13 protein-coding genes are annotated in these 14,491 nt (G+C 55.5%); 8 read left to right on the top strand and 5 right to left on the bottom strand.

Going from position 1 to position 14,491, the window contains the following annotated elements; translation table 11 throughout:
* Window positions 1-20: 20 nt before the first annotated feature.
* The 5 genes from acrB to ABFV38_RS05070 all read left to right on the top strand — a co-directional run bounded on the left by acrB (window position 21) and on the right by ABFV38_RS05070 (window position 5,641).
* Window positions 21-3,167: a multidrug efflux RND transporter permease subunit AcrB gene (acrB, locus tag ABFV38_RS05090; RefSeq protein ID WP_348958692.1), complete on the top strand. Its 3,147-nt coding sequence runs from the start codon at window positions 21-23 to the stop codon at window positions 3,165-3,167.
* A gap of 508 nt (window positions 3,168-3,675) precedes the next feature.
* A complete protein-coding gene (gene tomB / locus ABFV38_RS05085) occupies window positions 3,676-4,050 on the top strand; it encodes an Hha toxicity modulator TomB (RefSeq protein ID WP_008499288.1) in 375 nt (124 codons plus the stop codon).
* Window positions 4,051-4,077: 27 nt separating this feature from the next.
* A complete protein-coding gene (locus ABFV38_RS05080) occupies window positions 4,078-4,296 on the top strand; it encodes an HHA domain-containing protein (RefSeq protein ID WP_008499287.1) in 219 nt (72 codons plus the stop codon).
* A 208-nt stretch (window positions 4,297-4,504) separates the two neighbouring features.
* Complete coding sequence (gene maa, locus ABFV38_RS05075) at window positions 4,505-5,056, top strand: maltose O-acetyltransferase (RefSeq protein ID WP_196345879.1); 552 nt, start codon at window positions 4,505-4,507, stop codon at window positions 5,054-5,056.
* A gap of 117 nt (window positions 5,057-5,173) precedes the next feature.
* Window positions 5,174-5,641, top strand: a complete 468-nt coding sequence (locus ABFV38_RS05070) for a YlaC family protein (protein ID WP_045909756.1) — start codon at window positions 5,174-5,176, stop codon at window positions 5,639-5,641.
* Here ABFV38_RS05070 and ABFV38_RS05065 read toward each other — a convergent pair.
* The gene (locus tag ABFV38_RS05065) at window positions 5,613-7,073 is read right to left on the bottom strand and encodes a PLP-dependent aminotransferase family protein (protein ID WP_325819307.1); all 1,461 of its coding nucleotides are present in this window, start codon (window positions 7,071-7,073) and stop codon (window positions 5,613-5,615) included. The genes ABFV38_RS05070 and ABFV38_RS05065 overlap by 29 nt on opposite strands.
* A 101-nt stretch (window positions 7,074-7,174) precedes the next feature.
* On the opposite strand from ABFV38_RS05065, the gene ABFV38_RS05060 reads away from it, so the two are divergent.
* Window positions 7,175-7,885, top strand: a complete 711-nt coding sequence (locus ABFV38_RS05060; RefSeq protein ID WP_069720245.1) for a GNAT family protein — start codon at window positions 7,175-7,177, stop codon at window positions 7,883-7,885.
* Here the strand turns inward: ABFV38_RS05060 and ykgO are convergent.
* Both ykgO and ABFV38_RS05050 read right to left on the bottom strand, forming a co-directional pair.
* Window positions 7,882-8,022: a type B 50S ribosomal protein L36 gene (ykgO, locus tag ABFV38_RS05055; protein WP_003859006.1), complete on the bottom strand. Its 141-nt coding sequence runs from the start codon at window positions 8,020-8,022 to the stop codon at window positions 7,882-7,884. The two genes, ABFV38_RS05060 and ykgO, sit on opposite strands and share 4 nt — an antisense overlap.
* Window positions 8,023-8,024: 2 nt before the next feature.
* Window positions 8,025-8,285 carry a type B 50S ribosomal protein L31 gene (locus ABFV38_RS05050; protein ID WP_006176933.1) on the bottom strand — a complete coding sequence of 87 codons (261 nt, stop codon included), beginning with the start codon at window positions 8,283-8,285 and terminating at the stop codon, window positions 8,025-8,027.
* A 219-nt stretch (window positions 8,286-8,504) separates the two neighbouring features.
* On the opposite strand from ABFV38_RS05050, the gene ABFV38_RS05045 reads away from it, so the two are divergent.
* Entirely contained in the window at window positions 8,505-10,070 is a 1,566-nt protein-coding gene (locus ABFV38_RS05045) for an EAL domain-containing protein (RefSeq protein WP_348958688.1), read from the top strand.
* Here the strand turns inward: ABFV38_RS05045 and ABFV38_RS05040 are convergent.
* Window positions 10,063-10,335, bottom strand: a complete 273-nt coding sequence (locus ABFV38_RS05040) for a metal/formaldehyde-sensitive transcriptional repressor (RefSeq protein ID WP_024906840.1) — start codon at window positions 10,333-10,335, stop codon at window positions 10,063-10,065. The genes ABFV38_RS05045 and ABFV38_RS05040 overlap by 8 nt on opposite strands.
* Window positions 10,336-10,468: 133 nt before the next feature.
* Here ABFV38_RS05040 and ABFV38_RS05035 point away from each other — a divergent pair, with 133 nt between their 5' ends.
* Window positions 10,469-11,290, top strand: a complete 822-nt coding sequence (locus ABFV38_RS05035; RefSeq protein ID WP_334755520.1) for a nickel/cobalt efflux protein RcnA — start codon at window positions 10,469-10,471, stop codon at window positions 11,288-11,290.
* 39 nt (window positions 11,291-11,329) lie between these two features.
* Here the strand turns inward: ABFV38_RS05035 and ABFV38_RS05030 are convergent, their stop codons facing one another.
* Window positions 11,330-14,419 (bottom strand): beta-galactosidase, encoded by a 3,090-nt coding sequence (locus ABFV38_RS05030; RefSeq protein ID WP_348958686.1) that lies wholly within the window; start codon window positions 14,417-14,419, stop codon window positions 11,330-11,332.
* Window positions 14,420-14,491 lie beyond the last annotated feature (72 nt).

The raw sequence follows: 14,491 nt of genomic DNA, 5'->3' as shown, positions 1-14,491 counted from the left end.
TAAACAGGAGCCGTTAAGACATGCCTAATTTCTTTATCGATCGCCCCATATTTGCGTGGGTGATCGCCATTATCATCATGCTGGCCGGGGGACTTGCGATCCTGAAGCTGCCTGTCGCGCAATATCCAACGATTGCGCCACCGGCGGTGACTATCTCCGCAACCTACCCGGGGGCTGATGCGAAAACGGTGCAGGACACCGTCACTCAGGTTATCGAACAGAACATGAACGGTATCGATAACCTGATGTACATGTCCTCAAACAGTGACTCTACCGGTACAGTTCAGATCACCCTGACCTTCCAGTCAGGTACGGATGCTGACATTGCGCAGGTTCAGGTGCAGAACAAACTGCAGCTGGCGATGCCTCTGCTGCCGCAGGAAGTACAACAGCAGGGTGTGAGCGTCGAGAAATCGTCCAGCAGCTTCCTGATGGTTGTCGGCGTTATCAACACCAACGGCACCATGACGCAGGAGGATATTTCCGACTACGTGGGTGCCAACATGAAGGACGCCATCAGCCGTACTTCCGGTGTGGGTGACGTTCAGCTGTTCGGTTCTCAGTACGCGATGCGTATCTGGATGGATCCGAACAAACTGAACAACTTCCAGCTGACCCCCGTTGACGTGATCAATGCGATTAAAGCGCAGAACGCCCAGGTGGCAGCCGGTCAGTTAGGTGGTACGCCGCCGGTGAAAGGCCAGCAGCTTAACGCCTCGATCATCGCACAGACCCGTCTGACCTCTGCCGATGAGTTCAGCAAAATTCTGCTGAAAGTGAATCAGGACGGTTCCCAGGTTCGCCTGCGCGACGTGGCTAAAGTCGAGCTGGGCGGTGAGAACTACGACATCATCGCGAAGTTCAACGGTAAACCGGCTTCCGGTCTGGGTATCAAACTGGCGACAGGGGCTAACGCCCTGGACACCGCCACGGCGATCCGCGCAGAGCTGAAGAAGATGGAACCGTTCTTCCCGTCAGGTCTGAAAATCGTTTACCCGTATGACACCACGCCGTTCGTCAAAATTTCGATTCACGAAGTGGTTAAAACGCTGGTAGAAGCCATCATCCTGGTGTTCCTGGTGATGTATCTGTTCCTGCAAAACTTCCGCGCGACGCTTATCCCAACGATTGCCGTGCCGGTTGTTCTGCTCGGGACCTTTGCGATCCTGTCGATATTTGGCTACTCGATAAACACCCTGACGATGTTCGGGATGGTGCTCGCCATCGGCCTGCTGGTGGATGATGCCATCGTCGTGGTCGAGAACGTCGAGCGCGTGATGGCGGAAGAAGGTCTGCCGCCGAAGGAAGCGACCCGTAAATCAATGGGCCAGATCCAGGGCGCGCTGGTCGGTATCGCGATGGTACTGTCTGCGGTATTTATCCCGATGGCTTTCTTCGGGGGCTCTACCGGTGCGATTTATCGTCAGTTCTCAATTACCATCGTTTCCGCGATGGCGCTGTCGGTGCTGGTCGCGTTGATCCTGACCCCTGCGCTGTGTGCCACCATGCTGAAGCCGATTCAGAAAGGCGGTCACGGCGAGCATAAAGGGTTCTTCGGCTGGTTTAACCGCATGTTTGATAAGAGCACGCACCACTACACCGACAGCGTGGGCAACATCCTGCGCAGCACCGGTCGTTACCTGGTGCTCTATATCATCATCGTCGTGGGGATGGCGTTCCTGTTCGTTCGTCTGCCAAGCTCGTTCCTGCCGGATGAAGACCAGGGCGTGTTCCTGACGATGGCACAGCTTCCTGCGGGCGCGTCGCAAGAGCGTACCCAGAAAGTGCTGGACGAAGTGACGGACTACTACCTCACCAAAGAGAAAGACAACGTTGAATCCGTGTTTGCGGTTAACGGCTTTGGCTTTGCGGGTCGTGGTCAGAACACCGGTATTGCCTTCGTTTCTCTGAAAGACTGGTCTGAACGTCCGGGCAAAGAGAACAAGGTTGAAGCCATTACCGGCCGTGCGATGGGCACCTTCTCGCAGATTAAAGATGCGATGGTGTTCGCCTTCAACCTGCCAGCGATTGTTGAACTGGGTACCGCGACCGGCTTCGACTTCCAGCTGATTGACCAGGGCGGTCTGGGTCACGAAAAACTGACGCAGGCGCGTAACCAGCTCTTTGGCGAAGTGGCTAAGCACCCTGACCTGCTGGTCGGCGTGCGTCCGAACGGCCTGGAAGATACGCCGCAGTACAAAATCGACATCGACCAGGAGAAAGCCCAGGCGCTGGGCGTATCCATCAGTGACATTAATACCACGCTGGGCGCCGCCTGGGGCGGTAGCTACGTTAACGACTTCATCGACCGCGGTCGCGTGAAGAAAGTGTACGTGATGTCCGAGGCGCAATACCGTATGTTGCCAAACGATATCAACAGCTGGTTCGTGCGCGGCAGCAATGGTCAGATGGTACCGTTCTCGGCGTTCTCAACGTCTCGCTGGGAATATGGTTCGCCGCGTCTGGAACGCTATAACGGTCTGCCATCGATGGAGATCCTGGGTCAGGCCGCTCCGGGCCGAAGCACTGGTGAAGCCATGAACCTGATGGAAGAGCTGGCGAGCAAACTGCCTTCGGGTATCGGCTACGACTGGACCGGTATGTCCTATCAGGAACGCCTGTCCGGAAACCAGGCCCCTGCCCTGTACGCGATTTCACTGATCGTCGTCTTCCTGTGTCTGGCAGCGCTGTACGAGAGCTGGTCAATTCCGTTCTCCGTTATGCTGGTGGTACCGCTTGGGGTTATCGGTGCGCTGCTTGCGGCAACGTTCCGTGGACTGACCAACGACGTGTACTTCCAGGTAGGCCTGCTGACAACCATTGGCTTGTCGGCGAAGAACGCGATACTTATCGTTGAATTCGCCAAAGATCTGATGGAGAAAGAAGGTAAAGGTCTGATTGAGGCAACGCTTGAGGCTGTTCGTATGCGTCTGCGCCCAATCCTGATGACATCACTGGCGTTTATCCTCGGCGTACTGCCGCTGGTTATCAGCTCCGGTGCTGGCTCCGGTGCGCAGAACGCGGTTGGTACAGGCGTTATGGGTGGTATGGTTACCGCAACCGTACTCGCTATCTTCTTCGTACCGGTGTTCTTCGTGGTGGTTCGCCGCCGCTTCAGCCGGAAAAATGAGGATATTGAACACACGCATTCGGTAGAACCTCACTGATACCGGTTTCACATGATAAAAAGGCCGCATTAGCGGCCTTTTTCATTTTCAGAAAAAATCATAAATTACGCTTATTGTGGTTCTATTTATTTTCTGCCATCTTAATTAGACATATCATAATTAACTGATAACTTAATCGGTGAATTCAGGATTTTTTTAATTTCATTTCCCCGCTTAAGCTATTAGGAATATTCCTAATAAGAAGTTCTGACAAAGAGAAGTTCGAATCTGAACTTTTCAGGCCGTTTTGCTAAGCCAATGAAACGTAAGGAAGCGATAAAAAATCGCGTTAATTTGGATAAAAAAAGGGTGTCCAGGACGGAACATTGCGTACATGCTCGCAGTCTAGGGTTTTATTTGTAATTTTTCGTAATAGCGCGATGAAATCCAGGAAGGAGTGGCTTATAGTTAAGTTATCAGGAACACAGCACTCATGTAGCTAAGTCAGTTGTATCCATCCCGACTATGATGTTCGGTGAGTAAGAAATCACTCAGAAGGGGATGCGCTATGGACGAGTACTCGCCAAAAAGGCATGATATCGCGCAGTTGAAATTTCTCTGCGAATCCTTGTACCATGACTGCCTTGCCAACCTTGATGAAAGTAACCATGGCTGGGTAAACGACCCAACGTCTGCCATCAATTTACAGTTGAATGAGCTGATAGAGCATATCGCAACCTTCGCACTTAATTATAAAATTAAGTACAATGAAGATAATAAGCTCATTGAGCAAATTGATGAATACCTGGACGACACCTTTATGTTGTTCAGTAGTTACGGCATTAACGCCCAGGATTTGCAAAAATGGCGTAAATCGGGAAACCGGCTATTCCGCTGTTTCGTCAACGTGAGCAGAGCTAACCCGGTTAGTCTTTCCTGTTAAAATTATTACAATTACTAAGGTGAATTTATGTCTGATAAACCACTCACAAAAATCGATTATTTGATGCGCTTACGACGTTGCCAGTCAATTGACACGCTCGAACGCGTCATTGAAAAGAATAAATACGAGCTTTCTGATAATGAACTGGCCGTATTTTATTCAGCCGCGGACCATCGTCTTGCTGAACTGACCATGAATAAGCTGTATGACAAAATCCCTACTTCTGTATGGAAATTTGTCCGTTAATGTTTGAAGGGTGTCTGTAGAGTTCTACGCCACGTTCTAAGCTGTTTTTACCTATCCCGTTATGCTCCCTGTGCCCAGGCCAGGTCTCCGTGTAAAACGTGTTTATCAGCAACATTGTTGTGACGCCAGTCACATCGGCTTTTCGGGAACGTTCCCCTTCTGGCCTGTTCCTATTACTCTACGGTAATCTTTTCCAGAGAGGTTTCCTATGAGCGTAGAAAAACAGAAGATGATTGCCGGTGAACACTATCGCCCCGGCGATGAGACGTTACGGGCCGACAGACTGCGGGCCCGCCACCTGGTGTACCGCTATAACCACACCGCGCCCGATGAAAAGACAGAACGCCAGAACATCCTGGCGGAACTGCTGGGGCAAAGCGAAGGCGCTTATATCGAACCGAGCTTCCGCTGCGACTATGGATATAACATCTCTCTGGGTAAAAACTTTTACGCGAACTTCGACTGCGTGATGCTGGATGTCTGCCCCGTCCATATCGGCGATAACTGCATGCTCGCGCCGGGTGTGCATATTTATACGGCCACCCATCCGCTGGATGCAGAGGAACGGAACAGCGGCGTGGAGTTTGGCAAACCCGTCACCATTGGGAATAATGTCTGGATCGGTGGTCGGGCGGTTATTAACCCTGGCGTCACCATTGGTGATAATGTGGTGGTGGCCTCCGGAGCCGTGGTGACGAAAGACGTCCCGGCTAACGTTGTCGTGGGCGGCAATCCGGCAAAAATCATCAAAACGCTGTGAGGGAGTGGGGAGCCAACTGTTATGGTCTTTTAGCGCCAGACTGTTACTTTTTTCAGCCCAATGGCTCCCCTAAAATTGGCAGACACCCTGTATTGTCAACTCTCATAAAGGCAAAAAATGACCGAGATACAGCGCCTGCTCACCGCCACCATCGACGATCTTAACCTCCGCGAAAAGCGCGACAATCGCCCGCGCTTTAGCATTAGCTTTATTCGCAAACATCCTGGACTGTTTGTCGCCATGTATGCCGCCTGGCTGGCGACGCTTATTGTGATGCTGAAGTCTGAAACACTGGTGGACTCCGTCTGGCTGCTGGTTGTGCTGTTTGTGGTCTTTAACGCCTTTTTCTTTTTCGACGTGAATCCGCGCTACCGTTACGAAGATATCGACGTCCTCGATTTCCGGGTCTGCTATAACGGCGAATGGTACAACACGCGTTACGTGCCAGAGGAGCTGATCGACAGCATTCTGCACTCTCCGGCCGTTGAAACCGTGCAAAAAGAGAAGCTGCAGAAAATGGTCTCTACCAAAGGTCAGCTCTCTTTCTATGACGTCTTTACCCTTTCGCGCCCTGCTGCTGCGTAATTAACGCCTGCAGACGCCGGATCCCCGGCGCAAACTGAGAAGCAGAGGTATTGCCGTAACCTAAAACCAGACCGGTTTGCCCCTGCTTCGCCTCCAGGTAGTACCCGCTCAACGCAGCGGGTGCCAGCTGAAACGCCCTCGCCTGCTCCACCAATTTCTGGTCATCAATATCGTCTATCGCCAGCGTCAGATGCATCCCGCCTTCACCGGCCAGAATACGGTGCGGCGCATGAAGCTCTGCGCCCAGCACCTCCCGCAGCTGGCGGTATCGTTTACGATAGAGTCGACGCATGGCGGCAAGATGACGGGCATAATGACCTTCTTCGATAAACAGCGCCAGCGTGCGCTGTTCGGCACGATGCCCACCGCGCAACAGCGAGCCGATGGCCGGACGAACCGCCTTCGCCAGCGCAGGCGGCAAGACCATGAACCCTATTCGGAGCGACGGAAACAGCGTTTTACTGAACGTCCCGAGATAAACCACGGGCGCATTGTTGACCATTCCCAGCATCGCCGGCACGGGCTCACCGGCATAACGGAATTCGCTGTCGTAATCGTCTTCTATGATCCACGCGTTGTGCTGCCGGGCGAGCTCCAGCAGCGCCAGACGCCGTCGGGCGCTGAGCACGCTTCCGTAGGGGAACTGGTGTGAAGGTGAGGTAAAAATTAACGAGGGAGAAGGGGCATTCAATCCCTCCCAGCACATCCCCTCGTCATCAACCGGGATCCCCGTCATGGTCAGGCCGGTTTTAACAAACGCGCTTTTTGCCCCGCTATAGCCGGGGTTTTCTACCCAGGCGATATCCCCCGGCTCACTCAGCAGCATTGTGCACAGGTTAACGCCCTCAAGCGCGCCTTCCGTGATCACAATCTGGCTCGCGTCGCAGTCGATACCGCGGGACAGGGCGAGATGCCGGGCAATCGCTGCCCGCAGCGACGGTTCACCGGCCGGGTCGCCATACCCCAGCAGGGCATTTCCCTCCTCCCGCATCACGCGATCGTACAATCGCCGCCACAGCGGCAGAGGGAAATAGTTGATGGCGGGTGTCCCCGGCGTAAATGCCAGTACCGGGGTATCCCGCTGCACCGGCGCAGGCAGCAGGCCAACCCGCCGGGCGAGCCTGATGTCAGGGTCCGGCAATGTCCGGGTGGCCGAGCGGTAAGCCAGCTGTGCCACCCGCGTTCCCTGGCGGTTACGCTGCAAATACCCTTCCAGCGTGAGCTGGTCCAGCGCCGCATTGACGGTATTGCGGGAAAGGGAGAGCTGTTGGGCCAGCGTTCGCGAACCGGGAAGCTGGCTGCCGGACAGGAGTCTTCCGCACAGAATCGCCTCCCGTAAAGCAAGATAAAGCGCGCGCTGGAGCGTCTCTTCCCCGCGTTTTTTCAGGGCTGCGTTGAGCAAGGTATAAAATTCATCACCCGGTATATTCATCTCGCCTCCTCGTGGCACCATCAAAAAATAGCGCAGTGGTTCTTTTTAAGGAACCAGCAATTCACTAGTCTGAAACCCTTTTCAACGTCACGGAAATGAAGATGAAGACATTCAATCAGTTCGGACAGCCGGTGGGCGAAGCGCTTAGCGACTGGCAACCTCGTCAGCCCCCATCCCGGGTCGTGCTTCAGGGCCGGTATTGTCGCCTTGAACCGCTGCGCGTGGAGCATGCCAACGCGCTGTTCTCCGCCTATTCCCTGGCCGGAGATACCCGCAGCTGGACGTGGCTACTGCGTGAACCCGACGCTACCGCAGAGGAGTTTGCCGAATGGGTCGCGAGCGTGAGTGAGTTATCCGACCCCATACACTTTACCGTTATCGATAACCAGACCCGGTCTCCGGTCGGGACGCTGTCCCTGATGCGGATCGATCCTAAAAACGGGGTCGTGGAGGTGGGGCACGTTCACTTCTCGCCTCTTTTAAGCCGCACGCCCATGTCGACAGAGGCGCAATATCTGCTGATGCGGTATGTGTTCGATACCCTGGGCTACCGGCGTTATGAGTGGAAGTGCAATAGCCTGAACGAACCTTCCCGCAAGGCCGCCCTGCGTCTGGGTTTTCAGTTTGAGGGGCGTTTTCGTCAGGCGCTGGTGATAAAAGGCCATAACCGGGATACCGACTGGTTTTCGATTCTCGATAAAGAGTGGCCGACGCTGGCGAACGCCTTTGAAAGCTGGCTTGCCACCGACAATTTTACTGCCGATGGCAAACAGAAAAGATCCCTGGAAAGCTGGCGAGAAACGCGCGTTTAGCGTCTTTTTTTACGTCCCTGAACCGCCTTAAAGCGCGGATTGGATTTGCAAATCACGTACAAGCGTCCCTTGCGTTTGACTATCTGGCAATCCGGGTGACGCTGTTTTGCACTGCGCAATGAGTTAAGTACCTGCATGGTTAGCCCCGCTTCGCATTGAGAAAACCACCAAAACGCTTGCGGAAGCGCGCTGCGCTACCGTCCGTGGAGAACGTTTTCTGCTTACCGGTATAAAACGGGTGCGATTTTGAAGAAACCTCGATGGTGATGTACGGATACGTTTCACCGTCGAGTTCAATTTCGCGGTCGGTCTTAATGGTTGAGCCCACTTTGAAGTATTCATTCGCGCTGGTGTCATGGAAGACCACGGTGCGATAGGCGGGATGGATATTGGGTTTCATCGTCAATCCTTTATGTTTTGTTATAACATAACAAAATAATATCCAGGCCAGATTCAAAAAACAACCCCTCCCCTTTGACGATATTTTCTGGTTTACCTGAGATAAAATGAAAACCAGGCCACCCACGTGCTATAACTATATCATTTCGCGGTAAAATCTTTCTCTTCAGGCAGGGAACTCAGTGCTCAGGAACGGGTATACGAGGAAGGACACGACAGCATGAAAACCCGACATCTGGTCAGTCTGGTGACTGGCGTACTCATCTTTTCCGTGCTGGTCCCCATTTGCCTGAGCATCTGGCTGGCCCATCGCCAGGCGGAAGATAAATTTGTCGATGCGCTGGAAAACTATGCCTCACGCGTGCTGATACGCACCGACAAGGTCGTGGATCAGGCGAAAGAAGCGCTTAATCATCTGCAGGCCTTTGAGGGCGTGCCGTGCAGCCCGTTGCAGTTAAGAGAGATGCGACGGGTCGCTTTCTCGTGGCGATACGTCCAGGAAGTGATTTATATCGACAACCTCAGGCCGCTCTGCTCCTCTCTTGAGCAAACCAGCCATGCCGCCCCTTTCCCCCCGCCGATGCGCATTACCGAAGACGGTTACAGCGCATGGCTGACCACGCAAAACGATCTTGGGTTTCAGCGCTACATGGCCGTGCTGGGGCAAGGTCATTACCTTGTCCTTGTCGATCCGGCCTCACTGGTGGATGTCATCCCTTTCGGCGAGATAGCGATTGATGCTGCCCTGGTAGGAAGCACAACACACCGTATCTTCGCCAGCAGCAATACGCTCGATCCGCATATCCGTGACATGATCAAAGGTCAGGAGATGACCAGCATACAGTACGACGGTTCAATGTACGTTATGAAGCCTGTACCTGAACTGGGGTTTACCGTTGTCGCATGGGCTACGCTCAAACCGCTGGCGGAAACCTGGCACCGGCAGCTGCTTTTATGGCTGCCCTTCGGCGTCCTGATAAGCCTGCTTGCCGCGCTCTTTGTCCTGCGGATACTGCGTCGCATCCAGTCGCCGCGCAACCGCCTGCTTGACGCCATTAACAGCCGCGATTTTGTGGTTCACTATCAGCCCATCGTGGCGCTGTGTAGCGGAAAAATTGTCGGCGCAGAAGCGCTGACGCGCTGGCCGCAGCCGGACGGAAGCAGCCTCTCGCCTGATATCTTTATTCCCCTTGCTGAGCAAACCGGGCTTATCTCCCAACTGACGCAGCTCGTTATCGAAAAAGTGTTCGAGGATATGGGCAACTGGCTGCACCTTCACCCCGATCAGCATATCTCCATCAACCTCGCGCCCGCCGATTTGACCTCCGGCACGCTGCCGCCGCTGCTGAGTCACTTGCTGAACAAATGGAAGGTCCATCCGGGCCAAATCGCCCTTGAGGTCACCGAGCGCGGCTTTGCCGATCCCAAAATCAGCGCGCCGGCTATCGCCGCATTCCGCCGTTCGGGGCACCCTGTCTATATTGATGATTTTGGTACGGGCTATTCCAGCCTGAGCTACCTGCAGGATCTTGACGTCGACACGCTAAAAATTGATAAATCGTTCGTGGATGCGCTGGAGTACAAAAACGTGACGCCACACATTATTGAAATGGCGAAGTCGCTGAAGCTGGCGATGGTTGCGGAAGGCGTCGAGACCGCCGGGCAGCTCGCCTGGCTGCACCAGCACGGCGTGCAGTACGGGCAGGGCTGGTACTACAGCAAAGCGCTGCCGAAAATGGAATTTATCCTTTGGGCAGAGAATAACCTCGGCACGCACGCTACTTAAGATAGGATTTGATCACCTGCAGCACCACGCCAAGATCGGCTTCACGCTGCGCTTCTTCAGGTTCTTTCACCACATGATCGGTTAAATGCCCTTCGATCACCTGCATCATCATGCCGTTGACCGCCCCGCGGATCGCCGCCAGCTGCTGTAACACCTCGGCGCATTCGTGATCGCTGTTCAGCATTTTCTCCAGAGCGTTGCTCTGCCCCTGAATTTTCTTCAGCCGAGTCAGTAACATTTTCTTGTCGCGAACGGTATGTGACATCTCTCTATCCCTTATTTTTGGCTTTTAAAGCATAACACGCTCTACTCCCCCTGAGTATTTTTCTACTGGGGGGTAGTATTATCCTACTGGGGGGGAGTAGTATTTGCAGACATTTTCCACGCCGGAATCCCCCATGACCGATTTTGCTTCACTTCTGCAGCAGGGTAATGCCTGGCTGTTTGTTCCCAGCGCCATCCTGCTTGGCGCGCTGCATGGCCTGGAACCGGGCCACTCAAAGACCATGATGGCCGCCTTTATCGTGGCTATCCGCGGTACGCTGAAACAGGCGGTCCTGCTCGGCCTGGCAGCCACGCTTTCCCATACGGCAGTGGTCTGGATCATCGCTATGGCGGGTTTATGGTTTGGGCGGGGATGGGATGCGCATACGTCTGAACCCTGGTTCCAGCTGATCTCAGGGGTATTGATCGTTGCGATCGCCCTGTGGATGGCGTGGCGAACCTGGAAAGAGAGCCAGCCACACGATCATCATCACGACCATGATCATCACCACCACCATGATCATGACCATCATCATGAACATCACCACCACGAACACCCGCTGGTTGAAGAGGAGTGGCAGGATGCTCACCAGCGCGCGCACGCGCAGGATATCAACCGGCGCTTTAGCGGACAAAACGTCACCACAGGACAGATCGTGATGTTTGGCCTGACCGGCGGGCTTATCCCCTGCCCGGCATCCATCACCGTTCTGCTGATCTGCCTGCAGCTGAAGCATTTTGCCCTCGGCGCGACGCTGGTGTTCAGCTTCAGTATTGGGCTGGCGTTAACCCTGGTGGCTTCCGGTGCGATTGCCGCCTTAAGCCTCAAGCACGCGACAAAACGCTGGCCCGGGTTTAACGAGCTTTCCCGTAAAGCGCCATGGATTTCCGCAGCGCTGATTACCGTGGTAGGAATTTATATGAGCCTGCACGGTCTGAGCGGCATTCTGGCGTAAGCCTGCGGCCACGCCCTGTGGCCGCATCTCAATGATCCGTTAAGGATTTTGCTGCCAGCTAAAGGTGTAGCGAAGCTGGCGCGTCTGCAGAATGAATTCCGGTGAAACGCTGGGGCTCCAGGAGTCGTCGCCGCCCACGCCCATATGGAACGCATCGAGGTTGAGCCAGCACCCCGGCTCTTCCCGCAGCAGATGGTGATGGGTTGTCTCGCGCAGCTGCTGCTGGCTGTAGCGGCTCACCGAGAAATGGAACCGGCCATGTAGCTGATGCGTTCCCAGCACCAGCTCCCGCGTATCACAGCGCAAACCATTTTCCGTCGGGAAGATATACGGCGTGTGCATCTCCGCCAGGGGTAATGTCCAGCGTCCCTGCTGTGCCGCCAGCGTTCTGTCCGGGTAGTTTTCATGCGGCCCCAGCCCCAGCCAGGACACATTTTCCGGCGTTTCGGCGAGATGAACGCTCAGGCCAATACGTGCGGGTTCCGGGATATCGGACGCCATATCGACCTGAATATCGCCGTGCAGCCTTCCGTGGTCATCCACCCGCCAGACTTTACGGCTCAGGAACAGCGTTTTGCCATGATAGTCCCCGACGTGAAGGGTGTTGACCACGACTTCGCCCGCATGCTGCTCTGCCTCACAGTACAGAACGCGCGAGGTGAAATTGTACATGCCCGCCGCTTTCCAGCGTTCAACCCAGGCATTCGGATCGATCCTCGTCGCTTCACTCACGCCAATATCATTGTCCAGCGGCGCACGGCTGACGTTATCCGTCAGAGGTGACATCAGCGTTTCCACGCCATTTCGCCACCATTGGGTCAGGTTTCCGGATGCCCGATCGAACTGCCAGCGCTGTTGACCATGCGCGATCGCCAGGATGCGGTCGTTTTGCGTCAAAACCGGCGGCTCGCCCGCAGAGGCTGGCGGTGCGACAAACAGCGGAGACGGAAGCAGCCACTGCTCCCACGCGCAGCGATGGTCAGCCGGTGACCACGGCGTTGCCCGCGGCTGGCGCACTTCAACATTCAGCCAGACTTCCCCCGGTTCGGCTTTCAATTCTGGCAGAGCGATCTCCAGACGCTGAGCGCCTTCAGGGGCTATCGCCAGCGTCACCTCGCCCGAAGCCAGCACCTCCCCATCCCGGGCGACCGTCCAGCTCAGCACTTCGTTATCGGTATGGCGGAACAGGTAGCCGCTTTGCACCTCAATCACCAGCGGAGAGGTGCTGACCCGCGTAAAGGTGAAGAACTGCTGCGCGCGCTGCGCCTCGTACAGCGCCGGATGCGGCGTGCGATCGGGGAAGACCAGCCCATTCAGGCAGAACTGTCGGTCGTTTGGCTTATCGCCAAAGCCCCCGCCGTATGCCCAGAACGAATTGCCCTCTTCATCTTGCTTCGTCAGAGCCTGATCGATCCAGTCCCAGACAAATCCCCCCTGCAGGCGAGGGTGGCTGCGAAACGCCTGCCAGTATTTCGCGAACCCGCCGAAGCTGTTCCCCATCGCGTGGGCGTATTCGCAGAGGATCAGCGGGCGTGTTTCATCCGGCATGCCGATCCATTTCTTGATTGACCATTTAGGCACTGCCGGGAAGGGCTGATCCTGATCGACCCGGGCATACATCGGACAGACAATATCGGTCGCCGCCGTGTTCGCGCCGCCACCTTCATACTGCACAGGACGCGTCGGATCCGTGGATTTCACCCAGCGGTACAGCGCGTCGTGGTTTGCACCGTGGCCGGACTCATTGCCCAGCGACCAGATGATAATTGAGGGATGATTACGATCGCGCTGCACCATACGGGTCACGCGCTCGCTCATGGCGGGCAGCCAGCGCGGATCGTCAGCAAGGCGGCTCATCGGCACCATGCCGTGGGTTTCGATATTGGCTTCGTCAACAACGTACAGCCCATAGCGGTCGCAAAGCCGGTACCACAGCGGATGGTTCGGGTAGTGCGAGCAGCGCACGGCGTTGAAGTTGTGCTGCTTCATGATCTCGATATCGCGACGCATCGTCGCTTCGTCCATCACCTGGCCGTTTTCCGGGTGATGCTCGTGCCGGTTAACCCCACGGATCAGCAGCGGTTTACCGTTGAGCTTCAGCAGGCCGTTGCTGATTTCAATCCGGCGGAAGCCGACATCGCAGGCCTCCGTCTCCAGCACGTTGCCCTGCGCATCCAAAAGCGCGATCGTCAGGCGATAGAGTTCCGGGGTTTCTGCACTCCATAACGCCGGGGCTGTAACCGGGATCGCCGCCGTTAACCGCTCGGCCCAGTTGCCGCGCTCGTCCACAATGGCAGAGCCTGGCCGTTGGGTGGTGCTGCCACAGCGTTCACCGTGGCGCCACAGCGTTATCGCCACGTCGCACTCCGCGTAGTCAGCGCCTGTCAACGCGACCTCGACTTTCAGCACCGCGCGGTCCAGCTCCGCATTCAGATCGGTGACCACATGATAATCCGCAATGTGCGTCTCCGGCTTATGCAGCAGGGAGACATCACGGAAAATGCCGCTCATGCGCCACATGTCCTGATCTTCCAGATAGCTGCCGTCGCACCAGCGCAAGACCATGACCGCCAGGCGATTTTGCCCGGGGCGTAATACCGCCGAGAGGTCAAACTCGGCGGGCAATCGACTGTCCTGGGAATAGCCTATCCACTGCCCGTTGCACCACAGATGGAACGCCGAGTTCACGCCATCAAAAATAATTCGGGTTTGCCCGCTCTGAAGCCAGGCGTCATCCACGTCGAATGTGAGCGAGTAACAACCTGTCGGGTTTTCCTGCGGTACAAAAGGCGGGTTAACGGGGATCGGATAGGTGACATTGGTATAGATGGGCGTATCGAACCCCTGCATCTGCCAGTTCGACGGCACGGGCATCGCGACGACATCAGCGCAATCTTCCGTGACCCATGCCTGAGGAACCCGCTCGGGAGCAGAAAAGTAGCTAAACCGCCAGATCCCGTTGAGGGAGCGCCTGCTGAGGGATCCAGCGTCATCCCTGGCGGAAGATTCATTACGCCAGCTGTGCAACGGCGCGTGTGCGGGCAGACGGTTCCACTGGGTAACGCCGGGGTTTTCCCAGTCCCGACGGGCCAGGATGTCGCTGAGGGTCAGCGAAGGTGTATGAGACATATCAACCTCTTTGCGAAGCGCTCACAATTTTGGTTAACATGCCCTGGCACTCTGCGACGGTAAAGCGTTCGA

This window comes from Enterobacter cloacae complex sp. Mu1197 (assembly GCF_040059225.1).
GTDB classification, from domain to species: Bacteria; Pseudomonadota; Gammaproteobacteria; order Enterobacterales; family Enterobacteriaceae; genus Enterobacter; species Enterobacter quasiroggenkampii.
This window is presented reverse-complemented; position numbering and strand designations above follow the sequence as displayed.